The sequence below is a fragment of the Pseudomonas sp. ENNP23 genome (assembly GCF_001728945.1).
GTDB lineage: Bacteria > Pseudomonadota > Gammaproteobacteria > Pseudomonadales > Pseudomonadaceae > Metapseudomonas > Metapseudomonas otitidis.
In genome coordinates this window covers 93,500-118,849 of sequence record NZ_LYSP01000006.1, presented here as the reverse complement: position 1 = coordinate 118,849, position 25,350 = coordinate 93,500, and the positions used below count along the sequence as shown (strand labels likewise).

The 25,350-nt window shown below is 68.2% G+C and carries 22 protein-coding genes; 5 read left to right on the top strand and 17 right to left on the bottom strand.

Annotated features, from left to right (window positions below; genetic code table 11):
* Window positions 1-7: 7 nt before the first annotated feature.
* Complete coding sequence (locus tag A9G05_RS05510; protein WP_069560006.1) at window positions 8-445, top strand: thioesterase family protein; 438 nt, start codon at window positions 8-10, stop codon at window positions 443-445.
* Window positions 446-752: 307 nt separating this feature from the next.
* The gene (gene sstT / locus A9G05_RS05505; RefSeq protein ID WP_069560005.1) at window positions 753-2,000 is read left to right on the top strand and encodes a serine/threonine transporter SstT; all 1,248 of its coding nucleotides are present in this window, start codon (window positions 753-755) and stop codon (window positions 1,998-2,000) included.
* A gap of 20 nt (window positions 2,001-2,020) precedes the next feature.
* On the opposite strand, the gene A9G05_RS05500 is transcribed toward sstT, so the two are convergent.
* From A9G05_RS05500 to yrfG, 6 genes are all read right to left on the bottom strand, one after another.
* Entirely contained in the window at window positions 2,021-2,893 is an 873-nt protein-coding gene (locus A9G05_RS05500) for an ABC transporter substrate-binding protein (RefSeq protein WP_069560004.1), read from the bottom strand.
* 511 nt (window positions 2,894-3,404) lie between these two features.
* Window positions 3,405-4,013 (bottom strand): nucleotidyltransferase family protein, encoded by a 609-nt coding sequence (locus tag A9G05_RS05495; RefSeq protein ID WP_256548277.1) that lies wholly within the window; start codon window positions 4,011-4,013, stop codon window positions 3,405-3,407.
* Window positions 4,014-4,112: 99 nt separating this feature from the next.
* A complete protein-coding gene (locus tag A9G05_RS05490; protein ID WP_069560003.1) occupies window positions 4,113-6,434 on the bottom strand; it encodes an FdhF/YdeP family oxidoreductase in 2,322 nt (773 codons plus the stop codon).
* Entirely contained in the window at window positions 6,431-7,279 is an 849-nt protein-coding gene (gene fdhD, locus A9G05_RS05485; RefSeq protein ID WP_069560002.1) for a formate dehydrogenase accessory sulfurtransferase FdhD, read from the bottom strand. Before fdhD ends, A9G05_RS05490 begins: the two co-directional genes overlap by 4 nt.
* A gap of 129 nt (window positions 7,280-7,408) precedes the next feature.
* Entirely contained in the window at window positions 7,409-8,296 is an 888-nt protein-coding gene (locus A9G05_RS05480) for a LysR family transcriptional regulator (RefSeq protein WP_069560001.1), read from the bottom strand.
* A gap of 11 nt (window positions 8,297-8,307) precedes the next feature.
* Complete coding sequence (gene yrfG / locus A9G05_RS05475; protein WP_069560000.1) at window positions 8,308-8,970, bottom strand: GMP/IMP nucleotidase; 663 nt, start codon at window positions 8,968-8,970, stop codon at window positions 8,308-8,310.
* A 130-nt stretch (window positions 8,971-9,100) separates the two neighbouring features.
* Between yrfG and nudE the strand changes: the two genes are divergently transcribed.
* Window positions 9,101-9,667 (top strand): ADP compounds hydrolase NudE, encoded by a 567-nt coding sequence (gene nudE / locus A9G05_RS05470; RefSeq protein ID WP_069559999.1) that lies wholly within the window; start codon window positions 9,101-9,103, stop codon window positions 9,665-9,667.
* The gene (gene cysQ, locus A9G05_RS05465; protein ID WP_069559998.1) at window positions 9,664-10,485 is read left to right on the top strand and encodes a 3'(2'),5'-bisphosphate nucleotidase CysQ; all 822 of its coding nucleotides are present in this window, start codon (window positions 9,664-9,666) and stop codon (window positions 10,483-10,485) included. The genes nudE and cysQ overlap by 4 nt, the downstream gene beginning before the upstream one ends.
* A gap of 60 nt (window positions 10,486-10,545) precedes the next feature.
* Here the strand turns inward: cysQ and A9G05_RS05460 are convergent, their stop codons facing one another.
* From A9G05_RS05460 to arcD, 5 genes are all read right to left on the bottom strand, one after another.
* A complete protein-coding gene (locus A9G05_RS05460; RefSeq protein ID WP_069559997.1) occupies window positions 10,546-12,450 on the bottom strand; it encodes a beta-ketoacyl synthase in 1,905 nt (634 codons plus the stop codon).
* Between the two features lie 253 nt (window positions 12,451-12,703).
* Window positions 12,704-13,630 carry a carbamate kinase gene (arcC, locus tag A9G05_RS05455; RefSeq protein WP_069559996.1) on the bottom strand — a complete coding sequence of 309 codons (927 nt, stop codon included), beginning with the start codon at window positions 13,628-13,630 and terminating at the stop codon, window positions 12,704-12,706.
* A gap of 184 nt (window positions 13,631-13,814) precedes the next feature.
* A complete protein-coding gene (locus A9G05_RS05450) occupies window positions 13,815-14,825 on the bottom strand; it encodes an ornithine carbamoyltransferase (protein ID WP_069559995.1) in 1,011 nt (336 codons plus the stop codon).
* A gap of 101 nt (window positions 14,826-14,926) precedes the next feature.
* Entirely contained in the window at window positions 14,927-16,177 is a 1,251-nt protein-coding gene (arcA, locus tag A9G05_RS05445) for an arginine deiminase (RefSeq protein WP_069559994.1), read from the bottom strand.
* An 18-nt stretch (window positions 16,178-16,195) separates the two neighbouring features.
* Window positions 16,196-17,623, bottom strand: a complete 1,428-nt coding sequence (gene arcD / locus A9G05_RS05440) for an arginine-ornithine antiporter (protein WP_069559993.1) — start codon at window positions 17,621-17,623, stop codon at window positions 16,196-16,198.
* Window positions 17,624-17,995: 372 nt separating this feature from the next.
* On the opposite strand from arcD, the gene A9G05_RS05435 reads away from it, so the two are divergent.
* Window positions 17,996-18,361, top strand: coding sequence for a DUF5064 family protein (locus tag A9G05_RS05435; RefSeq protein ID WP_069559992.1), 366 nt, complete (start codon window positions 17,996-17,998; stop codon window positions 18,359-18,361).
* 270 nt (window positions 18,362-18,631) lie between these two features.
* On the opposite strand, the gene dctD is transcribed toward A9G05_RS05435, so the two are convergent.
* The 6 genes from dctD to rfbB are packed head-to-tail and all read right to left on the bottom strand — an operon-like array spanning window position 18,632 to window position 25,205.
* Window positions 18,632-20,008, bottom strand: coding sequence for a two-component system response regulator DctD (gene dctD, locus A9G05_RS05430; RefSeq protein ID WP_069559991.1), 1,377 nt, complete (start codon window positions 20,006-20,008; stop codon window positions 18,632-18,634).
* The gene (locus A9G05_RS05425) at window positions 20,005-21,819 is read right to left on the bottom strand and encodes a sensor histidine kinase (protein ID WP_069559990.1); all 1,815 of its coding nucleotides are present in this window, start codon (window positions 21,817-21,819) and stop codon (window positions 20,005-20,007) included. The genes dctD and A9G05_RS05425 overlap by 4 nt, the downstream gene beginning before the upstream one ends.
* Window positions 21,820-21,866: 47 nt before the next feature.
* Window positions 21,867-22,733, bottom strand: coding sequence for a dTDP-4-dehydrorhamnose reductase (gene rfbD / locus A9G05_RS05420; protein ID WP_069559989.1), 867 nt, complete (start codon window positions 22,731-22,733; stop codon window positions 21,867-21,869).
* Window positions 22,730-23,275, bottom strand: coding sequence for a dTDP-4-dehydrorhamnose 3,5-epimerase (rfbC, locus tag A9G05_RS05415; RefSeq protein ID WP_069559988.1), 546 nt, complete (start codon window positions 23,273-23,275; stop codon window positions 22,730-22,732). Before rfbC ends, rfbD begins: the two co-directional genes overlap by 4 nt.
* Entirely contained in the window at window positions 23,272-24,144 is an 873-nt protein-coding gene (rfbA, locus tag A9G05_RS05410) for a glucose-1-phosphate thymidylyltransferase RfbA (protein WP_069559987.1), read from the bottom strand. Before rfbA ends, rfbC begins: the two co-directional genes overlap by 4 nt.
* Window positions 24,141-25,205 (bottom strand): dTDP-glucose 4,6-dehydratase, encoded by a 1,065-nt coding sequence (gene rfbB / locus A9G05_RS05405; protein WP_069559986.1) that lies wholly within the window; start codon window positions 25,203-25,205, stop codon window positions 24,141-24,143. The genes rfbA and rfbB overlap by 4 nt, the downstream gene beginning before the upstream one ends.
* Between the last annotated feature and the right edge of the window lie 145 nt (window positions 25,206-25,350).

The following is a 25,350-nucleotide window of genomic DNA, read 5'->3' as shown; positions in this document are numbered from 1 at the left end:
AAGCGTGATGAACCAACCCCAGCACCTGCGCAGCGACTACCGCCACTTCCAGCCGATCACCACCCGCTGGCACGACAACGACGTCTACGGCCATGTGAACAACGTCGTCTACTACGGCTTCTTCGACACGGCGGTGAACACCTACCTGATCGAAATGGGTGGGCTGGACATCCACGACGGCGACGTCGTCGGCTTCGTGGTCAGCTCCGCCTGCGACTACTTCGCCTCCATCGCCTTCCCCGAGCGCATCGAGGTGGGTCTGCGGGTCGGCAAGCTGGGCAACAGCTCGGTGCAGTACGAGCTGGCCATCTTCAAGGCCGGCGAAGACGATGCCTGCGCCGCCGGCCGCTTCGTCCACGTCTTCGTCGACCGCACCAGCAATCGCCCGGTGCCGATCCCCGAGCGCCTGCGCGCGGCCCTGGCGGAACTGCTGGTGGCGGGCTGACCACGGCGTCGGCAGGACCCTTCCCGGGCTGAAGCCCGGCCTACGGCGCCTCCGTTTGCCGGCGCTTTTTTCACCAGATCGACCCTAAACAGCCGGAATGGCGACATCCTGCGGGGTGCGCCGACCGGTCGCTCTACCCTAAAGCGCCGCGAGCACGCAGAATGCGCAGCCAAATCCGCTGCGCTTCCACCGACTGCAGGGCGACAAGACCCTGCGGCCCGAGGGATTTTTTCCCCGTGAAGGCCGGTGAAGTGCAGGGGGGTCCATTGGTACGGTCGCTGCGGCGACCCCTGTCTGTGAACCTGCCATGTCCCAAGCCAACCGCTCCATCCTCCAGCGCCTGAAGGGCACCAGCCTGGTCACGCGCATCCTCGTCGGGCTGGTGGCCGGCGTTCTCCTGGCGGTGTTCGAGCCCGAAGCGGCTGCGGCCGTCGGCCTGCTCGGCACCCTGTTCGTCACCGCCCTGAAGGCCGTGGCACCGGTGCTGGTGTTCGTCCTGGTGATCGCCGCCATCGGCAACCACAAGCCCGGTGAGCGCACCCACATCCGCCCGATCCTGTTCCTCTACCTGATTGGCACCTTCTCTGCTGCCGTTGTGGCGGTGCTGGCCTCCAGCCTGTTCCCCTCGACCCTGCACCTGAGCGCCGCCGCCACCGAGCTGGCGCCGCCCGGGAACATCTCCGAGGTGCTGCTGAGCCTGCTCTCCAGCGCGGTGGCCAACCCGGTCAAGGCGCTGATGGAGGCCAACTTCATCGGCATCCTGGTCTGGGCCGTGGGCCTGGGCATCGCCATCCGCCAGGGCAGCGAGACCACCCGCGCGGTGTTCAGCGACCTGTCCCACGGCGTGTCGCTGATCGTCCGCGTGGTGATCGCCTTCGCTCCGCTGGGCATCTTCGGCCTGGTGGCTTCGACCCTGGCGACCAACGGCCTGACGGTGCTGGCGGACTACGCCCACCTGCTGGTGGTGCTGGTCGGCTGCATGCTGTTCGTGGCCTTCGTGGTGAACCCGCTGATCGTTTACTGGAAGATCCGCCGCAACCCCTTCCCGCTGGTGCTGGCCTGCCTGCGCGAGAGCGGCATCACCGCGTTCTTCACCCGCAGCTCGGCGGCCAACATCCCGGTGAACCTGCAACTGTGCGACAAGCTCGGCCTGCACGAGGACACCTACTCGGTGTCGATCCCCCTGGGCGCGACCATCAACATGGCCGGCGCGGCCATCACCATCACCGTGCTGGCCCTGGCGGCGGTGCACACCCTGGGCATCGCCGTGGACATCCCCACCGCCATCCTGCTCAGCGTGGTGGCAGCCGTCTGCGCCTGCGGCGCTTCGGGCGTGGCCGGTGGTTCGCTGCTGCTGATCCCGCTGGCGTGCAGCCTGTTCGGCATCCCCAGCGACGTGGCGATGCAGGTGGTGGCCGTGGGCTTCATCATCGGCATCCTGCAGGACGCCGCCGAGACCGCGCTGAACTCCTCCACCGACGTGCTGTTCACCGCCGCGGCCTGCATGGCCAAGGGTGACGTGCGCGATCCGGCCCAGGTCGGCAACGCCGGCTGATCCCTCCGGCACGCCCGCACTCAGGGCGTGCCGTCTTTCCCGTCCGCCGTCGGCGGGTCCAGCCAAAGGCTGGCATCCGTTGCCGGCAGGCCGCTCTCCAGTTCGATGATCCGCCGCTCGCCGAGCCGTGCCAGGCCATTCAGGTGCCCGTAGTGGCGCTGGAACAGCACGCGGAAGCTGCCGTCTTCGCGCACCTGCTCGAAGCCTTCGGCAAAGCGCTGGGCCAGTTCGGCATCCCCCCGGTTGAAGGCGAAGTACACCGGCATGGCGTAACGCAGGGCCAGGTGCGGCTCGACCATCAGGTCCGGGTGTCCCTGCACCTCCAGCCAGGCTTCGCTCAAGGCGCGGTGGAAGTAGTCGAAGCGACGCTGCTCCAGCATCGGCAGCAGGCTGCCGGCGTTGGCCATGCCCAGCACCGGCAGGCGGTTGCGTGCGAAGAGCGGGAAGTCGCTCCACTGGCTGCCGAAGCCGCCGGTGTGCCTGCGCAGCCCGTCGACCTCCTGAACCCCAGCGAAGTCGGCCTGGCGGTCGCGGCGGATGATCAGCACCCGGTAGCCGAGCATGCCGGCGTGCATGTCCACCGGCAGCATGTTCAGGGTGGTCAGGCGCTCGGCATTGGGCGGTACGTAGGCGAGGTCCACCTGGCCTTCGCGCAGCAGCGCCAGGCAGCGCTCCTGGGACGGGTCGGGGCGCTCATCCCCGGGGGCTATGCGGGCGGCACCGTAGCGGTCGGCGGTGCGCGCGAGGATCAGGTTGGCCAGCTCGATGCGGTAGGCGTAGTTCGCGCCGTGGTATTGGCAGACGCGCAGCAGGCGTTCCGCTCGGGCGGGCAGGGCAGGCAGCAGCAACAGGCAGCACAACAGCAGGATCAGGGGGTGGCGGACAGGACCCATGACGGTTCCACGGCAGTCAGCGAACAGGCACCAGCACAGTAAGGGGGCAAGGTAACAGGCTTCGGGGCGGCGCTGCGCGCCTGCGGCTTAAAGGAGGCGTGTGGTGTGGCGCAAAGGTGTTTATCGAGTTCTGTGGATGTTTTCTGTTTCGCCTTCCCAGGCGAGTCACTTTTCTCAATCGTCGGAATGCCGCCCACAGAAAAGTAACCAAAAGGGCTCGCCCCTGCATCCGGGTCCCGCTTCGCGGGACTTCCCTCGCTCCATCGTTGCTACGGGGGCCGGCGCGATGGGCCATCCATGGCCTGACGCGCCTCTCGCGGCATCCATGCCGCTCGTCCCCCTGCGCAACGACTGCGCTCGGCCTCCTGAAGGGGCACTGTCCCCGCCCCACCATTCCAGGTCCGGCAACAACACGGCGTGCGCTCACGGATTGCTCATCTTTTTCACGGAGATGGGTAGGGCATTGGCGGTTATAGGGGGGAGAGCCGCAATAGACGATTGAGGCATTGCCTTAAAGGGGCTCATCGGCGGCCTGCCCAAGTACCAGGGCGGGCCAGTGTTCGAGCCAGCCTTTTGCCTGCACGCGCTCGGCGAAGGTGTGCGGGTGGCGATGCTGCAGGTTGGGGGTCAACCGCAACGCAAGCAGGCCGGTCTGGACGAAGGGCGTGGCGATCTCGATGCCGCCGCCGGGGCGCAGGCGCACGCCGATGGCGGTTTCCACTTCGGGCCAGCGGGCCATGGCGTCGCAGCTGTCGTGGTAGGGGGCGTCGCCGTTGCGCAAGTGCATGCGTGCCTGGTTCTTCACCGACCAGCGCAGGTGCCCGGCCTGCTGGCGCAGGTGCGCCTCGATGCGGGCGTCGGCTTCGGCGTCGGGCTGGTCGGGGTCGAAGTGGATCAGGTCGATGTCGTTGAGCGGGGTGGGATGCCGGTAGCCGTGCAACTGGTCCCAGGCGAGGTTGCGGACGAAGCCGGCAGCCAGCCAGGCGTCCTTCAGGCCGAGGCTGGCCAGGCAGCGCAGGGCCAGCAGGCGCTGGGCGTCCGCCCGTATCCAGCGCTGCAGGTGCAGGTAGGTGCCGGCCCGGGTCAGGGCCGGTGGTTGCGGTCGATCATCCGTGGTCAATGGTGGTGCCTGTGCTTGCGCGGGCACCAGCCACGGCCGAGGTGGTGGCGCTCGCCGCGATGGCGGCCGAGGGCGTTGCCGCCGGGGGCCGGCGGCGCCTCACAGGATGCGGTTGCCTTCCCGGCTCGGTTGCAGGCGGATGGCCACGAACTTGGAGGTGGGCGTGTGGCTGCCCACGCCGTGGCTGTCCAAAGGCACCAGCGGGTTGGTCTCCGGGTAGTAGGCGGCGGCCTGTCCGGCGGGGATGTCGAAGGCCAGCAGGGTGAAGCCTTCCACCTTGCGCTCCACGCCGTCGTCCCACAGCGACACCATGTCCACTTTCTGCCCCGGCTGGTAACCCAGGCGGTCGATGTCGGCTGCGTTGGCGAACACCACGTGGCGCTGGCCACGCACGCCCCGGTAGCGGTCGTCGAGGCCGTAGATGGTGGTGTTGTACTGGTCGTGGGAACGCAGGGTCTGGAGGATCAGGTCCGGCTGCTGGCCGGTGGCGCGCACGCGCTCGTGCAGCAGGGTGGCCGGCAGGGCGTGGGCCTTGAAGTTGGCCTTGCCGGTGGCGGTCTTCCAGGTGCGCTCCGCTGCGGAGTTGCCGAGGTGGAAGCCGCCCGGGTTCTTCACCCGCTGGTTGAAGTCGTGGAAGCCGGGGATGGTTTCGGCGATCAGGTCGCGGATGCGGTCGTAGTTGGCCACCAGGGCGTCCCACTCCACCGGGTGGTCACCCAGGGTGGCCTTGGCGATGCCGGCGACGATGGACGGCTCCGAGCGCATCTGCTTCGACAGCGGGGCCAGTTGGCCGTAGGAGGCATGGATCATGCTGAAGGAGTCCTCCACCGTTACCGCCTGCGGGCCGTGGGCCTGGTGGTCGATGTCGGTGCGGCCGAGGCACGGCAGGATCAGCGCGTCGCGGCCGACGGTGAGGTGGCTGCGGTTGAGCTTGGTGCTGATCTGCACGGTGAGGTCGCAGTTCATCAGCGCCTGGTGGGTGCGCGGGCTGTCCGGGGTGGCCTGGGCGAAGTTGCCGCCGAGGCCGATGAAGACCTTGGCGCGGCCTTCGAGCATGGCGTTGATGGCTTCCACCGTGTTGTGGCCGTGCTCCCGCGGGACCTTGAAGCGGAAGCGTTGCTCGATGGCGTCCAGCAGGGCCGCCGGCGGGCGGTCGTTGATGCCCATGGTGCGGTCGCCCTGCACGTTGCTGTGGCCGCGTACCGGGCACAGGCCGGCGCCGGGGCGGCCGATGTTGCCGCGCAGCAGTTGCAGGTTGACCAGCTCCTGCAGGGTCGGCACCGAGTGGTGGTGCTGGGTGAGGCCCATGGCCCAGCAGACGATGACGCGGTCGGCGCGGCGGTACATCAGCGCCGCCTGCTCGATCTCGGCCTTGGCGAGGCCGGACTGCGCCTCGATGTGGGCCCAGTCGGTGGTGTCCAGCTCGGCCAGGTAGGCGTCGAGGCCGTCGGTGTGCTCGGCGATGAAGGCGTGGTCGAACACCGCCGGCTCGCCCTTGGCCTGGGCTTCGCGCTCCCACTGCAGGAGGAACTTGGCGATGCCGCGGATGGCGGCCATGTCGCCGCCCAGGGCGGGGCGGAAGAAGGCGGTGTTCAGCGGGGCGGAGCCGTTGGTGAGCATCTCCAGGGCGTGCTGGGGATGCTGGAAGCGTTCCAGGCCGCGCTCCTTGAGCGGGTTGAAGCAGACCACCTGGGCGCCGCGTTTCACCGCTTCGCGCAGCGGTTCGAGCATGCGCGGGTGGTTGGTGCCGGGGTTCTGGCCGAAGACGAAGATGGCGTCGGCGTGCTCGAAATCGCCGAAGGTCACGGTGCCCTTGCCGATGCCGACGCTCTGGCCGAGGGCGACGCCGCTGGCTTCGTGGCACATGTTCGAGCAGTCGGGGAAGTTGTTGGTGCCGTAGGCGCGGACGAACAACTGGTAGAGGAAGGCGGCTTCGTTGCTGGCCCGGCCGGAGGTGTAGAACTCGGCCTGGTTCGGGTCGGGCAGGCGCTTGAGGTGGCTGGCGACGAGGGCGAAGGCGGCGTCCCAGTCGATGGGCACGTAGTGGTCGCTGTCGCGGTCGTAGCGCATCGGCTCGGTGAGGCGGCCCTGGTATTCGAGCCAGTAGTCGCTCTGTTCGCGCAGTTGGCTGACGCTGTAGCGGGCGAAGAAGGTGCGGTCCACGCCGCGCTTGGTGGCTTCCCAGTTCACGGCCTTGGCGCCGTTCTCGCAGAACTTCACGCGGCCGTCTTCGGGGGAGTCGCCCCAGGCGCAGCCGGGGCAGTCGAAGCCGCCGTTCTGGTTGGTCTTGAGCAGGGCGCGCAAGTTCTTGAACGGCTGTTTGCTGTCCAGCCAGAAGCGCGTGACGCTCTTCAGCGCGCCCCAGCCGGCGGCGGCGCCACGGTAGGGTTTGTAGCGGGGTTGCACGGATTGCAGGCTCATTGCGGGGTGTCGTTCTCGTGGCGCGGCGCCGGGCTGTAGACGCGGGGCGCGCTGTGGTGGGGCAGGTGGATGAGGTTGAGGCGGTGGCGGCGGGCCCATTGCACGGTCAGTGCGGTGGGGGCGGACAGGCTGACCAGGGTGGACAGCCCGGCGCGCACGGCCTTGTGGATCAGTTCCAGGCTGCAGCGGCTGGTGACCACGGCGAAGCCGGCACGCGGGTCCTGCTCGCTTTGCAGCAGGGCGCCGATCAGCTTGTCGAGGGCGTTGTGGCGGCCGATGTCTTCGCGGCAGAGGGCCAGGGTGCCAGTGCTGTCGACGAACAGGGCGGCGTGCAGGGCGCCGCTGCGCCGGGCCAGGTCCTGCTGGTCGGCGATGCGCTGGCGCAGGTCGGCGAGGTGGTCCAGGGGCGGCAGCGGGCTGCGGGCGAGCACGTCGAGGTTGGGCAGCGCCTGCTCCAGGGCCTCGACGCCGCACAGGCCGCAGCCGGTGTTGCCGGCCAGTTGGCGGCGCTGGTCCTTGAGGGCCCAGAAGGCGCGGCTGGCGATCTCCACTTCGGCGCGCAGGGCTTCGCCGGCGCCGCTGACCTGGATGTCGTAGAGGTCGTCGAGGCTGCCGATGATGCCGGCGCTGAGGCTGAAGCCGACGACGAAGTCCTCGATGTTGCGCGGCGAGACCATCATTACGGCGTGGCTGATGCCGTTGTAGGCAATGGCCAGGGCGCTTTCCTCGGCCAGGGCGGCCTCGCCGGGCTGTGCGCTGCCACCCAGTTCGAGGTACTGGTAATCGGTGGGCGGTGGCGGTGGCTCGACGGCGCTGAACGGACGGCGGGCGGCGCGACGGGGCATGGCGGGGTCTCCCCTGCGGCGGATTGACTCAGGCAGCCTAGGCCGGTCGGGGGGCGCCGTCTAATCGCTTTGCCCGATGCCGTGATCGACGTCGTCTATCGGTCAGGTTTGCGCGCCTCTGGCTCGGGCTCAGGCGCTTGCCAGAAGGTCCCGGGCTTCGCTGAAGCAGGTGTCGGCGAGGGTGGAACGGGGCAGTCCACGGCGCTGGATGAGCCCGAAGGGGGCAAGGGTATTGGCCTGCTCGATGGGTGTCAGCGCCAGGTGCTCGGCGAGGGCGTCGAGGCCGCTGGCCAACGGCATGATGGCGCAGCACAGGCCGGCGCTGACGGCCTGCAGCAACTGGTGCACGGCGTCCGTCTCCAGGCGCGGGCGGGGCGTCAGGCCCCGGCTGCGGAAGCCGTGGTCGATGGACTGGCGGAAATGCATGCTGCCGGAGAGCAGGCCCAGGGGCAGGGTGGCCAACTGTTCCCAGGTCAGGGCGGTGTCGCTGAAGGGGAAGTGGCGACGGTCGTGCAGCAGGCCCATGCGGGTGTCGGCGATCTCCAGGTACTCGAAGTGTTCGCGGTCGAGGCGGTCCAGGTAGCAGAGGCCGAGGTCGAGCTGGTTGCTCGCCAGGCGTTCGAGGATCTGCTCGGAGCTGAGGGCGAAGAGCTGGAAGCGCAGGTTGGGGTGGCGTTCGGCGAAGGCGCGGATCAGCCCCATGGGGTCGTAGCCGGCCAGGGGCACCAGCCCCAGGCGCAGGGTGCCGACCAGTTGCCCGCGGCAGGCGGCGGCCTCGGCCTGCAGGCCGTCGTGGGCGGCGAGCAGGGTGCGGGCCCAGGCGAGCACGCGCTGGCCGGCCTCGGTGAAGCCTTCGAAGCGCTGGCCACGCTGGACCAGCTCCAGGCCCAGCTCCTCCTCCAGCTTCCGCAGGCGCATGGACAGGGTCGGCTGGGTGATGTGGCAGCGCGCGGCGGCCTGGCCGAAGTGGCGCGTCTCATCCAGGGCGACGAGGAACTTGAGCTGCTTGATGTCCATGCCGGCGGTCCTCAGAGGCCGGTGCAGAGCTGGCGGTAGTCGTCCACCGCGCCGAATTCCTCGGTGTCCTTGTCGGCGCCCTGGCTGTCGGGGCGGCGCACGGCCAGCAGGTGGGCGACGCCATGGGCGCCGGCGGCACGCAGGATCGGCAGGCTGTCGTCGATGAACAGCGCGCGGGCCGGGTCGAACGGGCAGTCGGCCTGCAGGGCCTGCCAGAACTGCGGGTCTTCCTTGGGGTAGCCGTAGTCGTGGGAGCTGATCATGCGGTCAAACCAGGGCGCCAGCTCTACCCGCTCCAGCTTCAGCGAGAGGGAGTCGCGGTGGGCGTTGGTGATCAGCACCACGCGCTTGCCGGCGCGGCGCAGGGTGGCGAGGAACAGGTCGGCGTCCGGGCGCAGGGCGATCAGGTGCGCCACTTCGCGCTTGAGGTCGCGGATCGACAGGCCCAGCTCGCGGCTCCAGAAGCCGGTGCAGTACCAGTTCAGTTGCCCGGCGTGCTGACGGAACAGCGGCACCAGCTCGGCGTCCGCCAGTGCGCGGCTGATGCCGTGGTGCTCGGCATAGCGCTGGGGCAGGTAGTCGAGCCAGAAATGGTTGTCGAAGTGCAGGTCGAGCAGCGTGCCGTCCATGTCCAGCAGCACGGTGTCGATGGCGGGCCAGTTGAGGGTGGGCATGGGTGTCCGGGCTGGGTCGAGGGTGGTAGCCGTGGGGGCGCCCTGTACGGTCGTCAGGGTGCAATCTCCGACACGGACAATCGGAAAAGCCGGGGTATGATAACCCGCCGGTCCCAACCAGGAGTTCGTCATGCGTCAGAAGCCCACCGTGCTGGCCCGCGAGATCGTTGCCAGCAGCCGCCTGTTCAGTGTCGAGGAGCTCCAGTTGCGCTTCGCCAACGGCGTGGAACGCACCTATGAACGCCTGGTGGGCAAGGGCTCCGGCTATGGCGCGGTGATGGTGGTGGCGCTGCCCGATCCTGAGCATGTGTTGCTGGTGGAGGAGTACTGCGCCGGCACCGACGACTACCAGTTGTCCCTGCCCAAGGGACTGGTGGAACCCGGCGAGGACGTGCTGGAAGCCGCCAACCGCGAACTGAAGGAAGAGGCGGGCTTCGGCGCCCGCCGCCTGGAGCTGCTCACCGAGCTGTCCCTGTCCCCCGGCTACATGAGCCAGAAGATCCAGGTGGTGCTGGCCCGCGACCTCTACGAGGAGCGCCTGCCGGGCGACGAGCCCGAGCCGATGCGGGTGGAGCAGGCCAGCCTGCATGACCTCATCACCCTCAACGAACACCCGCAATTCAGCGAGGGGCGCGCCCTGGCGGCGCTGTACCTTGCCCGAGACCTGTTGACCCGCCGTGGAGAATTCCCTGCATGAGCCACCCTTTGCTGCCCGCTGTCCTCGATCTGGTGGACCGCGCCGGTCACGCCATCCTGCCGTTCTGGCGTGCCGAACTGGCCGTTGAGGAGAAGGCCGATGCCTCCCCCGTCACCGCCGCCGACCTGGCCGCCCACCGCGTGCTGGTGGAGGGCCTGACGGCGCTGGCGCCGGAGATCCCGGTGCTCTCGGAAGAGGCCGCCGACATCCCGCTGGAAACCCGTGCGGGGTGGCAGCGCTGGTGGCTGGTGGACCCGCTGGACGGCACCAAGGAGTTCATCGCCGGGGCCGACGAATTCACCGTCAACGTCGCGCTGATCGAACAGGGTCGCGTGGTGTTCGGCGTGGTCGGCATCCCGGCCAGCGGTCGTCGCTACTACGGTGGCGCCGGCCTGGGGGCCTGGCAGCAGGATGCCGGCGGTGCGGCCCAGGCCATCCGCGTGCGCGCGCAGCCGGTCGGGGCCTTCACCCTGGTGGCCAGCAAGCGCCACTCCAGCCCGGCCCAGGAGCGCCTGCTGGCGGGGCTCGGCGAGCGTTTCGGCGAACTGTCGCTGGCCAACATCGGCAGCTCCCTGAAGTTCTGTCTGCTGGCCGAGGGGGCGGCGGATTGCTACCCGCGCCTGGCGCCGACGTCCCAGTGGGACACGGCGGCGGCCCAGGGTGTGCTGGAAGGGGCCGGTGGCGAGGTGCTGGACCTGGCGGGTGCGCCGCTGGGCTATGGGGCGCGGGAGTCCTTTCTCAATCCCTCTTTCCTGGCCCTGCCGGCGCAGGCCGCATGGCGCGGCGAGCTGCTGGCGCTGGCCCGCGAGCTGGCGTGAGCCAGCTCCCCGGGTCGGGCGGTGTTTCCGCTTCCGCCCACCCCGCTCAACCGGTCCGGATCAGTCGAGCATGTCGCTGAAGCGTTCGTCGCGGGCGTAGAGCAGCGGGCGGGCGAAGCCGGGGACCTTCACGCCGTCGGGGGAGACTTCCAGCTCGCGGTCGTCGATCAGGTCGTTGCCGAAGTTGTAGATGATGTCCAGCTCGCCCATCAGGGCGCGGGCGTCGTAGTCGCGCGCGGCGGCGCGGGTGGCCTCGCGCTTGTCCAGGTAGGCGGCGAAGGCATCGGCGCCGTGGCGCTTGTGCAGCATGCGCTCGGCCAGGCGCGGGCTGATCACCACGCCGGTGGCGTTGTTGCCGCCGAAGCCCTTGGAGTTGATGAAGCAGATGTCCAGGTTCGCCCGGTCGCGCTGGTCGGCCAGGGGGATGGCCAGGCGCTGCTGGTGGACGTCGTCGGCGACCCGGTCGATGGTCTTGATGCCCGGCAGGATGCCGTAGCGGAAGGTGCCGAGGGCGGAGATCAACTGGTCGCCGCTGGCGGCGGCGAGGGAGTGGCCGACGAAGGCCTTCACGGCGGTCAGCGGCCAGTTGTCGATGCCGAAGGCGCCGGCAATGCGGTCCAGCAGTTCGGATTCGGTGACGCGGTTGGCCGGGGTGCTGGAGCCGTGGGCGTGGACGAAGCTGCGCTGGCGCACGGCGTCGCTGCCGAACAGTTGGGTGGCGCTGGCCACGGCCTTGGCCAGGGTCAGGTAGTTGCCCGGGCCGGGTGCGGAGATGGACTTCTTGAAACCGTCGGCGTTGATGAACACGTCAGTGACGGCACCGTGGATGTCGGCGCCCAGCTGCAGGGCCAGCTCGTCATCCATCAGCACCACGTACTGGCTGGACTCGGCCAGGGTGAAGCCGCAGTTCTCGCCGAACGGGCGGCTGGCGCGGCGGAAGTCCACTTCGTCGCGGCCGCCGACCTGGCGCAGGCCGTCTTCGGTGGCCAGGGCGCCCATGGCGCCGTAGCCGTCGATGCATTCCTGGTTGATCGGTGCTTCGGCGTTGCCCACCAGGGCGACGCGGGCGCGGCCGCTGGTGATCTGCTCGATGGCCTTCTGCAGGTTGTAGAGGAAGGTGGCGCAGGCGCCGGTGACGCTGCCGGTGGTGCCGACGCTGCCCAGCACGTAGGCGTTGATGAAGTCGGCGGGCATGGTGTTCAGGCCCAGGGGCAACTGCTTGGCGGTGACGCGGCCGCCCTTGAGGCGCGACTGCATGAGGCCGCCGAAGCCGTTCTCGTCGAGCTGGCTCATGATGCTGCCGGAGAACACGGCGATCTCGTCAGGCTGCACCTGGTCGACGATCTGCTGCCAGGGCAGGCCGATGGAGCGGATGGCGTCGGTGGCGGCCACCACCGACAGTTGCAGGCCGCGGGGGTGGAAGCGGGAGTTGTACAGCTCGCCGGGCTCGAAGCCGCTGGGCAGTTGGCCGGCGGATTTCACCGGCAGCGCGCGGAAGCTCTCGACCTTGAATTCGCTGGTGCCGCCGAGGGTGACGCGCACCTCGCCGCTGTCCAGGGTTTCCACGCTCCAGCTGGCCGGCAGGGGCTCGGGCAGTTGCTTGCGCGAGGTGATGAAGGTGATGCGGGCGCCGTCCTCGGGGGTCACGCCGATGCTTTTCTGCCAGGGCGCGGCGTCCACGTCGAGGACGCTCTTCTCGATGCGGCGCACCAGGGTGGAGGCCAGCACGCGCTCGCCGTAGCGGGCTTCGATGGCGGGCAGGTCCAGGGGCTTGCCGTCGGCGTCCAGGTACTGGCCGTCGACCACGGTCACCAGCTTGGTCATCACGGCGAGGCCGGCCAGGGTTTCCTGGCGGGTGGCGGCATCGAGGCTCTCGATCACGGTGCGGCGGAAACCATGGTGGAAGGAACTGCGTCCTGCCGCGTTGTAGCCGCCAAAACCAACAATGACCGGAAGTCGGGACATGACTGGAACACTCCTCAAATGACCATGGCGTGGCGGGGCCCGATGACGACGCGGTGAAGACGGGCCAAGGAGACCGCAGGGGTGGCTGGCCAGGGGTGCGAGGTCGGGGCCCGGTCACGGACCGGGTGGCAGCTCGTACGAACCGAATGCCATACCTGACGCGGTCTATGACCGTCGAGTCACTTGGAGGGCGGCCGGTGCTGCCGGCCGAGGAGGCGCCCGGCGGCCCGCGAGGGCGCGCCGGGCCTGGGCTTCAGCGGTAGCTGAGGCCGGGGGTGGCGGTGCTGACGCGGGTGCCGGCCTGGCCCCGGGCGATGGCTTCGATGTCCTTCAGGGCACCGATCACCGCAGGACGGCCGGTCTCGCGGGCGAACTCGCAGGCGGCCTGGACCTTGGGCCCCATGGAGCCGGCGGCGAAGCCGAGGCGCTCCAGTTCGTCGGGGTGGGCCTGGGCGATGGCCTTCTGCGTAGGCTTGCCCCAGTCGACGTAGGCGGCGTCCACGTCGGTGGCGATCACCAGCAGGTCGCTCTCCAGTTGGCGGGCCAGCAGGGCGGAGCAGAGGTCCTTGTCGATGACCGCTTCGACGCCCTTGAGCTTGCCGTTCTCGTACATCGTGGGGATGCCGCCGCCGCCGGCGCAGATGACCACCGAGCCTTTATCCAGCAGCCACTTGATCGGGCGGATCTCGAAGATCTGCTTGGGCCTGGGGCTGGCGACCACGCGGCGGAACTTGTCGCCGTCAGGAGCGATGGCCCAGCCTTTTTCAGCGGCCAGGCGTTCGGCGTCCTCGCGGGGGTAGACCGGGCCGATGGGCTTGCTGGGGTGCTGGAAGGCGGGGTCGGCCGGGTCCACTTCCACCTGGGTGAGCAGGGTGGCGAAGGGCACTTCGACCGGGAGCAGGTTGCCCAGCTCCTGTTCGATCATGTAGCCGATCATGCCCTCGGTCTCGGCCCCGAGCACGTCCAGCGGGTAGGGGTTGGCGGCGTCGTAGGCGGCGCCCTGGAGGGCCAGCAGGCCCACTTGCGGGCCGTTGCCGTGGGCGATCACCAGTTCGTTGCCGGGGGCGACCTTGGCGATCTGCTCGCAGGCGACGCGGACGTTGTCCCGCTGGTTGTCGGCGGTCATGGCTTCGCCTCGGCGCAGCAGGGCGTTGCCGCCCAACGCGATGACTATTCGCATGATTGTTCTCCTGTTGCAGGGGAGAGGGAGCGGTTTTCCGCTCCGTCTCCTGATCACTCGGATTCCGGGAAGCCACAGGGGATGATGGCGCGAAGGCAAGCGAGCAGCGACGACCCGTACCTCGGTACGGTGAGGAGCCGCGCAGTGCGGCCGACAAAGCCAGCGCCCCTGTGGCGAACTGGAATCAGATGTCGGCGAGGGTCGCGACGAGAATCGCCTTGATGGTGTGCATGCGGTTTTCCGCCTGCTCGAAGGCGATGTTGTAGGGGGACTCGAAGACGTCCTCGGTGACTTCGATGCCGTTCTTCAGGTGCGGGTACTGCTCGGCGATCTGCTTGCCGACCTTGGTCTCGCTGTTGTGGAAGGCTGGCAGGCAGTGCATGAACTTGGCCCGGGGGTTACCGGTGGCTTTCATGATGTCCATGTTCACCTGGTAGGGCAGCAGCTCCTTGATGCGCTCGCCCCAGGCTTCCACCGGCTCGCCCATGGAGACCCACACGTCGGTGTGGACGAAGTCCACGCCCTTCACCGCTTCCTTCGGGTCTTCGGTGAGGGTGATGCGGGCGCCGCTTTCCTCGGCGAACTTCTTGCACGCGGCGACGTGTTCATCGCTGGGCCAGAGGGCTTTCGGTGCGGCGATGCGCACGTCCATGCCGAGCTTGGCGCCGATCAGCAGCAGGGAGTTGCCCATGTTGTTGCGGGCGTCGCCCAGGTAGGCGTAGCGGATGTCGTGCAGGGGCTTGTCGCTGTGCTCGCGCATGGTCAGCACGTCGGCGAGCATCTGGGTCGGGTGGTACTCGTCGGTGAGGCCGTTGAACACCGGCACGCCGGCGTAGGTGGCCAGTTCTTCGACGATGTCCTGATGGAAGCCGCGGTACTCGATGGCGTCGTACATGCGGCCGAGCACCCGGGCGGTGTCCTTCATGCTCTCCTTGTGGCCGATCTGCGAGGAGTTGGGGTCGATGTAGGTGACGTTGGCGCCCTGGTCATAGGCGGCGACCTCGAAGGCGCAGCGGGTGCGGGTGGAGGTCTTCTCGAAGATCAGCGCGATGTTCTTGCGCTTGAGGTGCTGCTGCTCGGTGCCGGTGTACTTGGCGCGCTTGAGATCGCGGGAGAGGTCCAGCAGGTAGCGCAGCTCGCGGGTGCTGTGGTGCATCAGGCTCAGCAGGTTGCGGTTGTGCATGTTGAAGGCCATGGTCGTGCTCCTTGTGGGCAGGTCGGAAGAAGGGCCTCGCCTGTACTGCTCGTGGCGTCGGCGGGGCGGAGGCGGCCGTGGGTGACGGCCGCCGCCGGGTCTCAGTAGTCGATCGGGTCGCGCAGGATCGGGCAGGTCATGCAGTGGCCACCGCCGCGACCGCGGCCGAGTTCGCTGGCACTGATGGTGACCACCTCGACACCCGCCTTGCGCAGTTGGGTGTTGGTGTAGGTGTTGCGGTCGTAGCCGATGACCACGCCGGGTTCCAGGCAGACCACGTTGTTGCCGTCGTCCCATTGCTCGCGTTCGGCTTCGAAGCTGTCACCGCCGGTCTGCACCACGCGCAGTTGCTTGAGGCCAAGGGATTCGGCGACCACGTCGACGAAGTGCTTCTCTTCGCGGCGGATGTCGATGCCGTAGGGGCGGCTCTCGTCCGGGCGCAGGACGAAGGGCACGATCTCGCGCACCACTTCCGGGAAGATGGTCACCAGGTCGCGGTCGCAGAAGGTGAACACGGTGTCCAGGTGCATGGCGGCGCGGGACTTGGGCAGGCCGGCGACGATGATCTTCTGCACCGCACCCTTGCTGAACAGCGACTGTGCCAGTTGGCCGATGGCCTGGCGCGAGGTGCGCTCGCCCATGCCGATGAGCACCACGCCGTTGCCGATGGGCATCACGTCGCCGCCTTCGAGGGTGGCCATGCCGTGGTCCTTGTCCGGGTCGCCGTACCAGACTTCGAAGTCGGCGCCGGTGAACTGCGGGTGGAACTTGTAGATGGCGGTGGTCAGCAGGGTTTCCTGACGTCGCGCCGGCCAGTACATGGGGTTGAGCGTGACGCCGCCGTAGATCCAGCAGGTGGTGTCGCGGGTGAACTGGGTGTTGGGCAGCGGCGGCAGGATGAAGCTGGAGTGGCCCAGGTAGTCGCGGTACATCTTGATCGCGCTGACCCCTTCGCTGTCCGGCAGGTCGGAGCCGGCGACGCCGCCGATCAGGTATTCGGCGAGCTTGCGCGGCTCCTGCTCTTCGAGCCAGGCGCGCACTTCGTTGACCAGGCCGACGCCGACCTGGTCGGGGGTGATCTTGCGGTCGAGGATCCACTTCAGGGCCTCGGGGTTCTGCACGATGTCGGTGAGCAGGTTGTGCATCTCCAGCACTTCGATGCCGCGCTCGCGCATCTTGGTGACGAAGTCGAAGTGGTCGCGCTTGGCCTGGTTGACCCAGATGACATCGTCGAACAGGAGTTCGTCGCAGTTGTTCGGGGTCAGCCGCATGTGGGCGAGGCCGGGGGAGCAGACCATCACTTTGTGCAGTTTGCCGGCTTCGGAGTGGACGCCGAGTTTGACGTTGGACATGGCAGGTCTCCTTGCGGATCAGAGGGTCAGGAAGCCGTCGTAGAGGCCATAGGCCGCTACCAGCGCGCCGATGACGACGGCGGCAAAGATCAGCTTCTCGACAGGGGTGAATACCGGTTGGCCGAGCTCATGCTTGGCCTTGGCGAAGAGGATGGCGCCGGGGGCGTAGAGCAGCGCCGAGAGCAGCAGGTACTTCACGCCGCCGGCGTACAGCAGCCAGGTGGCGTAGATCAGGGCGAGGCCGGCGATGGCCAGGTCCTTGCCGCGCTCGCTGGCGTCCTGCTCGTAGGTCTCGCCCCGCAGCGGCAGCAGCACGGCGTAGGCGGCGGACCAGAAGTACGGCACCAGGATCATCGAGGTGGCCAGGTAGATCAGCGACAGGTAGGTGCTGTTGTTGAACAGCGTGACGATGAGGAACAACTGCACCATGGCGTTGGTCAGCCAGAGTGCGTTGGCGGGGACGTGGTTGGCGTTCTCGCGACGCAGGAACTCCGGCATGGTGTGGTCCTTCGCGGCGGCGAAGAGGATCTCCGCACACAGCAGCACCCAGGACAGCAGCGCCCCCACCAGCGAGACCACCAGGCCGACGCTGATCAGCACCGCGCCCCAGTGCCCCACCACATGCTCCAGCACGGCGGCCATGGAGGGGTTCTTCAGTTGGGCCAGTTCCGGCTGGGTCATGATGCCGAGGGACAGTACGTTCACCAGTACCAGCAACAGCAGCACGATGACGAAGCCGAGGATGGTGGCCTTGCCGACGTCGCTGCGCTTCTCGGCGCGGGCGGAGAAGATGCTCGCGCCTTCGATGCCGATGAACACCCAGACGGTGACCAGCATCATGTTGCGAACCTGGTTCATCACGCTGCCCAGCTCGGGATTCTTGGTGCCCCAGATGTCGGCGGTGAAGATGTCCAGCTTGAAGGCGAACAGGCAGATGAGGATGAACAGGAACAGCGGCACCACCTTGGCGATGGTGGTCACGAGGTTGATGAAGGCCGCCTCCCGGATGCCGCGTAGCACCAGGAAATGCACGGCCCAGAGCACCACTGAGGCGCCGACGATGGCCGCGGGCGTGTTGCCCTCGCCGAAGATCGGGAAGAAGTAGCCGAGGGTGCTGAACAGCAGAACGAAGTAGCCGACGTTGCCCAGCCAGGCGCTGATCCAGTAGCCCCAGGCCGAGGAGAAGCCCATGTAGTCACCGAACCCGGCCTTGGCGTAGGCGTAGACGCCGCCGTCGAGGTTGGGCTTGCGGTTGGCCAGGGTCTGGAAGACGAACGCCAGGGTCAGCATGCCGACGGCGGTGATCGCCCAGCCGATGAGGATTGCGCCGGCATCTGCACTGGCTGCCATGTTCTGGGGCAGGGAGAAGATCCCGCCGCCGATCATGGAACCGACCACCAGGGCGACGAGCGCGCCGAGTCGGAGTTTGTGCGTGGAGTCTGACATCTTGCACCTCCATTCGAGTAGGAACTGTGCGTAGTTGGCTCTTCCTTTCATGGAAGAGTGATGACGTGGGTCAATAGCCAGCTAACGATGTGCGAGGAACAATTTCCGACAGAAACCTGAGCAGCTCGACAGCTTTCCTGGGAGGGCTGTGAGCCTCGATTGGCGGGGCTTTTGACCTTCCCTGGAGCAGCGTCCGGTTCAAGCTAGACGGTTTTGATTTCAATTCAAGTTGCGGGGAACGGTGAAGGAGCAGGCTGGCGGTTTCGCTTTTCTGCCGAAGGGAATAGCGCAATCAGGCGGTAATCACGTCCCGCTATAAGCCGGCCCAGGGACAGGGCCCCCCGGGCTTCTCGACATCGGTGGAGGTGAATGATGTTCCGCCCCGGACACCTGGATATCCGCAGCGAGCCGCTGGGCATGTACCCGGCTTATCGCTTCGACCTGGACTATGCACTGCGTCAGGACGATGACGGCCCCTATGTGCACTTCGACCTGGCCGGTGAGGTCAGCGGGCGGCCCTTCCATGACCGCTTCCGCCTGCACCGCGACGTTGCCTACAACTTTCTCCACCGCGCCTGCCGCTGCCTGCGACGGCACGGCCTGGCATCGGGCGCGCTCAAGCCCCTGGCCCATCATCGGGACTACGTGCGGGTGTTCGATGACCTGCGCGCGCAGTTGCACGCGGCACCGGGAACGCCGGTGGACCTGGAGCGATTCCTGCGGGAGCGGGAGGGGTGACGAAGAGCCCGGCGGGTGGCCGGGCTCTTCACCGATGACGGCGGGCGGGTGGCCCGGCGCCTGGCTGCAGGGCAGCCGATCGAGGGAGTGACCCGCTGGCGGCTTGTGACCGCTGCGGGCGGGCACCTGCCGCTGGCGGGTGCCCAGGCCCGGCGCGTGCCGGGCGGGGGCTGATGAGCAAGGGCTGTGCCAGGCCCATTCCATGGCTGAAGCCCTTGCCCGGCGTGCCCTGTGGCTGGAGAGCGCGTGTGACGCTGGGCGGTTTTCCGCCTAGCCCTCGCCGTCGTCGTTCGGATTTCCGCCGATGAAGGCCAGGTTGTGCTTGCGCAGCTTGTCCGAGAGGGTCTTGCGCGGCAGGCCGAGGGCTTCCGCCAGGCTGCGCATGGAGCTGTGGGGGTTGGCCAGCTCGGCCTGGATCAGGGCTTTTTCGAAGGCTTCCACCTGTTCGCTGAGGCCGCCTCCGCCGAGGGGCACCTCCGGCGCGCTGTTGTCCAGCGCCAGGTCCAGGCCCAGGGCGAAGCGTTCGGCGGCGTTCTGCAGTTCGCGCACGTTGCCCGGCCAGTTGTGGGCCAGCAGGGTGGCGCGCTGGCCGGCGTCCAGCGGGCGCGGCTGGCCGCCGTGGCGGGCCGAGGCGGCTTCGGCGAAGTGGCGGAACAGCAGGAGGATGTCCTCGCCGCGCTCGCGCAGCGGTGGGAGGCGCAGGCTGGCGACGTTGAGGCGGTAGTAGAGGTCGGCGCGGAAGCGGCCCTGGTCGGCGGCCTGGCGCAGGTCTTCCTTGGTGGCGGCGATGATGCGGATGTCCAGCGGGATCAACTGGTTGGCGCCGAGGCGCTCCACCACCCGTTCCTGCAGCAGGCGCAGCAGCTTGACCTGGACGTCGGGGCTCATGCTCTCGATCTCGTCGAGGAACAGCGTGCCGCCGTTGGCGTATTCGAACTTGCCGATGCGGCGCTTGGTGGCGCCGGTGAAGGCGCCTTGCTCATGGCCGAACAGCTCGCTTTCCACCACCGATTCGGCCAGGGCGCCGGCGTTGATGGCGACGAAGGGGCCGTCGCGCCGGCCGGACAGGTCGTGCAGGGCGCGGGCGACCACCTCCTTGCCGGCCCCGGTCTCGCCGAGGATCAGCACGTCGGCCTGGGTGGCGGCGAGGGCGCCGACCTGTTCGCGCAGGCGCTGGCTGGCGGCGGACTGGCCGATGATGCGGGCACTGAGCTGCTGCCGGTCGGAGAGGGCCAGGCGCAGGCTGCGGTTCTCCAGCACCAGGCGGCGCAGGTCGAGGGCACGGCGCACGCTGTCCAGCAGGTCGTCGCTGGCGAAGGGCTTCTCCAGGAAGTCGTAGGCGCCGGCGCGCATGGCCTGCACCGCCAGGGGCACGTCGCCGTGGCCGGTGATCAGCAGCACCGGCAACTGCGGGTCGCGGGCGTGGAGCTGGCGCAGCAACTCCAGGCCGTCGATGCCGGGCATGCGGATGTCGCTGACCACCACGCCGGGCCAGTCGGGGTCGAGTGCGTCGGCGACGCCCTTGGCATCCCCCAGGCTGGCGACCTTGAGCCCGGCCAGGTCGAGGGTCTGGCTGAGGGCCTGGCGCAGGTGCGGGTCGTCGTCGATCAGCAGGACCTGGACGGTGGGGTCGAGGGGTACGGTCATGGGGCGATGTCCTCGGGCGACAGGGGGTTGGCGCCAGGTACGGCGGTGCGCAGGCGCAGGGTCAGCAGGGCGCCCCCTTCGGGGTGGTTGTCGAACAGCAGCTCGCCACCCAAGGCGCGCATGAGGCTGTCGCAGATGGCCAGGCCGAGTCCCAGGCCCTGGGCGCTGGTCTTGGTGGTGAAGAAGGGTTCACGGGCCCGCTGCAGGGCCTCGGCGCTGAAGCCGGGGCCGTTGTCCCGCAGGTGCAGTTCGACGATGCCGGGTTCGGGGGCGGCGGTGCTGATCCAGATGCGCCGCGGCTGGGGTTTTTCGCCCAGGGCGTCGAGGGCGTTGGCCAGGAGGTTGCCGAGCACCTGGCGCAGGCGGGTTTCGCCGGCCTGGACCCAGAGCTGGGCCTCGGGCAGGTCGCGGATCAGCTCCACGTCCATGGCGCGGCGGCGCTTGGCCAGCAGGGCGAGGGCGTCGTCCACCGCCGGCTGCAGGGCGACGCTCTCGGGGGCGTGGCGGTCGCGCCGGGCGAAGGCGCGCAGGTGGGCGATGATCGAGGCCATGCGCCCGGTCAGCTCGCTGATCAGGTTGAGGTTGGCGCGGGCGTCGTCGTGGCGTTGGTGGTCGAGCAGCACCACGGCGTTGTCGGCGTAGCTGCGGATGGCCGCCAGGGGCTGGTTGAGCTCGTGGCTGATGCTGGCGGACATGGTGCCGAGGGCGGTGAGCTTGCCGGACTGCACCAGTTCGTCCTGGGCGCGCACCAGTTCCTGCTGGGCCTGCTCGCGTTCGAGCACTTCGTCCTTGAGGCGGTTGTTCAGGGCCTCCAGGTCGCGGGTGCGTTCCTGCACGCGGGCTTCCAGCTCCTGGCGGGCGCGGGCGTCGAGGGCGATGCGGTCGAGGTAGTGTCTGCGGCGCTGCATCATCAGGCCGATGAGCAGCAGCAGGGCGAGCAGGGTGGCGGCGACGATGGCGTCGGTGGTGCGTACCTGGCGGTCGATCAGCAGGCGCGGGGCGAGGATGCTGACGGTCCAGCCGGTTTCCTGCAGCTCGCGGCTCTGGGTGATCCAGTCCTGGCTGCGCAGGCGCAGGGGCTCGGGCACCTGGGTCGGGTAGGGCTGGTTGGCGGCGATGGCGGCGCGCTCGGCGGCGTCCAGCTCGCGGGTGGCGTGGAAGCGCCACTGGGGGCGGGAGGTGATGATGGCGACGCCGTTGCTGTCGGTGACCATCAGTTGCTCGGGGGTGTTGCCCCAGAGGGACTCGGCGTCGTCCAGGTCGACCTTGACCACCAGGATGCCGATCACCCGGCCCTGCTCCAGCACCGGGCTGGCGTAGAAGTAGCCGCGCTTGCCGGAGGTGGTGCCGAGGCCGAAGAAGCGCCCCTGGCGGCCCTGCAGGGCTTCGCGGAAGTAGGGGCGGAAGGAGAAGTCGCGGCCGACGAAGCTGTCGGCCTTGTCCCAGTTGGAAGAGCTGAGGGTGCGGCCTTCGGGGTTCATCAGGTAGATGACGTCGGCCCCGGTTTCCTCGCGCACCTCACTCAGCAGGCGGTTGGCGGCGTCCAGGCGGGCCGGGTCCTGCGGGGCGGCCAGTTGTTCGCGCAGGGCCGGGAGGTCGGCGAGGATCGGTGGCAGCACTTCGAAACGGCGCAGGGTGCCCAGCAGGTTGGCGACATAGAGGTCGAGGGTCTGCCGGTTCTGCTCGGCCAGGGTGCGGTTGTAGTAGCGGTCGGCCAGGTGGTGCGCGGGCCAGAGCAGGGGGGCGAGCACCAGTGCCAGCAGCACGAGGCTGCGCCAGCGGGGTCGGTAGGGGAGGGTGTTCGCGGTCATGGTGTCAGGATGCGCCCGGGGTGGCGCGCATTATGACACCGGCGCGCTCAGCGAGGGTGGCGCAGGCACGCCTCCAGCCCCTGGCTCCATTCGGGCAGGGCGACGTCCCAGTCGCGCCGCAGCTTGCTGCCGTCCAGCCGCGAGTTGAGCGGCCGTTTGGCGGGCGTCGGGTAGGCGCTGCTGGGGATGGGCTCCAGGCGGGCGCAGGGTTTGCCTCGGGCTTTCAGCGTCTCGGCGATGGCGCTGGCGAAGCCGAACCAGGAGGTCTCGCCGCCGGCCGTGAAGTGGTAGGTGCCCCAGGCCTGGCGGCCTTGTTGCCAGCGCTGGATCAGGGCAGCGGTGGCGGTGGCGATGTCGCCGGCCCAGGTGGGCGCGCCGACCTGGTCGTCCACCACGTTCAGTTGTTCGCGCTCCTGCAGCAGGCGCTGCATGGTGAGCAGGAAGTTGCGCCCGTGCAGGGAATAGACCCAACTGGTGCGCAGGATCAGGTGTGCACCGCCCACCGCGCGGATCGCCTCTTCCCCGGCCAGTTTGCTGCGGCCGTAGACGCCCAGCGGGTTGGGCAGGTCGTCCTCGGTGTAGGGCGCGGTCTTGCGGCCATCGAAGACGTAGTCAGTGGAGTAGTGGATCAGCGGCGCACCCAGGGCTGCAGCCTCTTCGGCCAGCACGCCGGGGGCGGTGGCGTTGAGGGCGAAGGCGGCCTCGGGCTCGCTCTCGGCCTGGTCCACGGCGGTGTGGGCGGCGGCGTTGATGATCAGCTCGGGGCGCTCGGCACGGACCCGCCGGCGAATGGCCTCGTTGTCGGCAAGGTCGAGGCGGTCGCGGCCCAGGATCAGCAGTTCACTCTGGCCGGCGAGGGCCAGCGCCAGTTCACGGGCGACCTGGCCGCTGTGGCCGGTGACGAGGATCTTCACGGGAACACCTCGGCGTCTTCCAGGCGCACGCCGGCCTGGTCCTTGGCGGAGAGCTGGGGGGCTTCGCTCAGTTGCCAGTCGATGGCGAGGGTCGGGTCGTCCCAGCGAATGCAGCGCTCATGGGCCGGGGCGTAGTAGTCGGTGGTCTTGTAGAGGAACTCGGCGAACTCGCTGAGCACCACGAAACCGTGGGCGAAACCCTCTGGAACCCAGAGCTGACGCTTGTTCTCGGCAGAGAGATGCACACCGACCCAGCGACCGAAGGTGGGCGAGCTGCGGCGGATGTCGACAGCGACGTCGAGCACCTCGCCAGCGGTGACCCGCACCAGCTTGCCCTGGGGCTGCTGCAGTTGGTAATGCAGGCCGCGCAGCACACCCTTCTGTGAGCGGGAATGGTTGTCCTGGACGAACACCCGCTGGAGGCCGGTGACCGCTTCGAAGGTGCGGGCGTTGAAGCTTTCCATGAAGAAGCCGCGCTCGTCACCGAACACGCGGGGTTCGAGGATCAGTACGTCCGGCAGGTCGGTCTTGATGACGTTCATGCCAGTTCTCCCGCCAGTTTGAAGAGGTATTGGCCGTAGCCGGTCTTGCCGAAGGCCTTGGCGCGGGCCAGCAGCAGGTCCTTGTCGATCCAGCCGTTCTGGTAGGCGATCTCTTCCAGGCAGGCCACCTTGAGCCCCTGGCGGTGCTCGATGGTCTGCACGTACTGGGCGGCTTCCAGCAGGCTGTCGTGGGTGCCGGTGTCGAGCCAGGCGAAGCCGCGGCCGAGTTTTTCCACCCGCAGGTCGCCGCGTGCCAGGTAGGCATTGTTGACGTCGGTGATCTCCAGCTCACCACGCGGTGAGGGCTTCACGGCCTTGGCGATCCGGATCACGTCGTTGTCGTAGAAGTACAACCCGGTGACGGCGTAGCTGGACTTGGGTTTGGCAGGTTTTTCTTCAATGGAAAGAGCCTGGCCTTGCGTATCGAACTCGATGACGCCGAAACGCTCAGGATCGTTGACCCAGTAGCCGAACACGGTCGCGCCCTTGTCCCCACTGGCCGCGCGCTTGAGCTTCTCGGTGAAGTGCTGGCCGTGGAAGATGTTGTCGCCGAGGATCAGGCACACCGAGTCGCCGCCGATGAAGTCTTCGCCGATCAGGAAGGCCTGGGCCAGTCCATCCGGCGAGGGTTGTTCGGCGTAGTCGAGGCTGACGCCGAAGGCGCTGCCATCGCCCAGCAGGTTGCGGTACTGCGGCAGGTCCTGGGGGGTGGAGATGATCAGGATCTCGCGGATGCCGGCGAGCATCAGCACCGAGAGGGGGTAGTAGATCATCGGCTTGTCGTAGATCGGCAGCAGCTGCTTGGACACGCCGAGGGTGATGGGGTGCAGGCGGGTGCCGGAGCCCCCCGCGAGGATGATGCCTTTCATGCGTGGGCTCCCAGCCGTTCGCGTTGGTAGCTGCCGTCCTGTACGTGGCGGCACCACTCCAGATTGTCGAGGTACCACTGCACGGTCTTGCGCAGGCCGCTGTGGAAGGTTTCCTGAGGGGTCCAGCCCAGTTCCCGCTCGATCTTGCCGGCGTCGATGGCGTAGCGCAGGTCGTGACCCGGGCGGTCCTTGACGTGGGTGATCAGGTCCTCGAAACGGGCGATGCCGGCGGGCTTGGCCGGGGCCAGTTCTTCCAGCAGTGCGCAGATGCTGCGCACCACCTCGATGTTCTTCTGCTCGTTGTGGCCACCGATGTTGTAGGTCTCGCCCACCTGGCCACGGGTCACCACCTCCACCAGGGCGCGGGCGTGATCCTCGACGAACAGCCAGTCGCGCACCTGCAGGCCATCGCCATAGACCGGCAGCGGCTTGCCTTCGAGGGCGTTGAGGATCATCAGCGGGATCAGCTTCTCGGGGAAGTGATAGGGGCCGTAGTTGTTCGAGCAGTTGGTCAGCAGCACCGGCAGGCCGTAGGTACGGTGCCAGGCACGGACCAGGTGGTCGGATGCGGCCTTGCTGGCGGAGTAGGGCGAGCTGGGGGCGTAGGGCGTGCTCTCGGTGAACAGATCGTCCACGCCATGCAGGTCGCCATACACCTCGTCGGTGGAAATGTGGTGGAAGCGGAATGCCGCCTTGCGCTCGGCGTTCAGGGACGACCAGTAGGCGCGGGCGCTTTCCAGCAGGGCATAGGTGCCGACGATGTTGGTCTGGATGAAGGCCGCCGGGCCGTCGATGGAGCGGTCCACATGGGACTCTGCAGCCAGGTGCATGATGGCGTGCGGCTGGAACTGCGCCAGGGCAGCGCCCACGGCTTCGCTGTCGGCGATATCGGCCTTGAGAAAGCGGTAACGGGGATGACCTTCGATGCTGGCCAGTGATTCCAGGTTGCCGGCGTAGGTCAGCTTGTCGAGGTTGAGGACCTCATGGTCCGTATCGTTCAGCAGGTAACGGACGAGAGCCGAACCGATGAAACCGGCTCCGCCGGTAATAAGGATGCGCATATCGTGGACCCGTGGTGACGTAGGAGGGCGTGAGTCGCGAACGGCATATGGTCGTGGATTGTGCAGGACCTTCCAAGTCCTCCCCTGGGCAATGTTGGTATGCCTGAGGATGTGCATTGGCTGGATAGCAAAAAGCCCCGCAATA

Coding starts and splice junctions, on each gene's coding strand:
- arcD (WP_069559993.1), bottom strand. CDS start 17,623: ATGTCAGACTCCACGCACAAACTCCGACTCGGCGCGCTCGTCGCCCTG.
- fdhD (WP_069560002.1), bottom strand. CDS start 7,279: ATGCCCCGTCGCGCCGCCCGCCGTCCGTTCAGCGCCGTCGAGCCACCG.
- A9G05_RS05480 (WP_069560001.1), bottom strand. CDS start 8,296: ATGGACATCAAGCAGCTCAAGTTCCTCGTCGCCCTGGATGAGACGCGC.
- A9G05_RS05435 (WP_069559992.1), top strand. CDS start 17,996: ATGTTCCGCCCCGGACACCTGGATATCCGCAGCGAGCCGCTGGGCATG.
- A9G05_RS05510 (WP_069560006.1), top strand. CDS start 8: ATGAACCAACCCCAGCACCTGCGCAGCGACTACCGCCACTTCCAGCCG.
- A9G05_RS05460 (WP_069559997.1), bottom strand. CDS start 12,450: ATGTCCCGACTTCCGGTCATTGTTGGTTTTGGCGGCTACAACGCGGCA.
- rfbB (WP_069559986.1), bottom strand. CDS start 25,205: ATGCGCATCCTTATTACCGGCGGAGCCGGTTTCATCGGTTCGGCTCTC.
- A9G05_RS05450 (WP_069559995.1), bottom strand. CDS start 14,825: ATGGCCTTCAACATGCACAACCGCAACCTGCTGAGCCTGATGCACCAC.
- arcC (WP_069559996.1), bottom strand. CDS start 13,630: ATGCGAATAGTCATCGCGTTGGGCGGCAACGCCCTGCTGCGCCGAGGC.
- nudE (WP_069559999.1), top strand. CDS start 9,101: ATGCGTCAGAAGCCCACCGTGCTGGCCCGCGAGATCGTTGCCAGCAGC.
- rfbA (WP_069559987.1), bottom strand. CDS start 24,144: ATGAAAGGCATCATCCTCGCGGGGGGCTCCGGCACCCGCCTGCACCCC.
- dctD (WP_069559991.1), bottom strand. CDS start 20,008: ATGACCGTACCCCTCGACCCCACCGTCCAGGTCCTGCTGATCGACGAC.
- rfbC (WP_069559988.1), bottom strand. CDS start 23,275: ATGAACGTCATCAAGACCGACCTGCCGGACGTACTGATCCTCGAACCC.
- sstT (WP_069560005.1), top strand. CDS start 753: ATGTCCCAAGCCAACCGCTCCATCCTCCAGCGCCTGAAGGGCACCAGC.
- yrfG (WP_069560000.1), bottom strand. CDS start 8,970: ATGCCCACCCTCAACTGGCCCGCCATCGACACCGTGCTGCTGGACATG.
- cysQ (WP_069559998.1), top strand. CDS start 9,664: ATGAGCCACCCTTTGCTGCCCGCTGTCCTCGATCTGGTGGACCGCGCC.
- A9G05_RS05490 (WP_069560003.1), bottom strand. CDS start 6,434: ATGAGCCTGCAATCCGTGCAACCCCGCTACAAACCCTACCGTGGCGCC.
- arcA (WP_069559994.1), bottom strand. CDS start 16,177: ATGTCCAACGTCAAACTCGGCGTCCACTCCGAAGCCGGCAAACTGCAC.
- A9G05_RS05500 (WP_069560004.1), bottom strand. CDS start 2,893: ATGGGTCCTGTCCGCCACCCCCTGATCCTGCTGTTGTGCTGCCTGTTG.
- A9G05_RS05425 (WP_069559990.1), bottom strand. CDS start 21,819: ATGACCGCGAACACCCTCCCCTACCGACCCCGCTGGCGCAGCCTCGTG.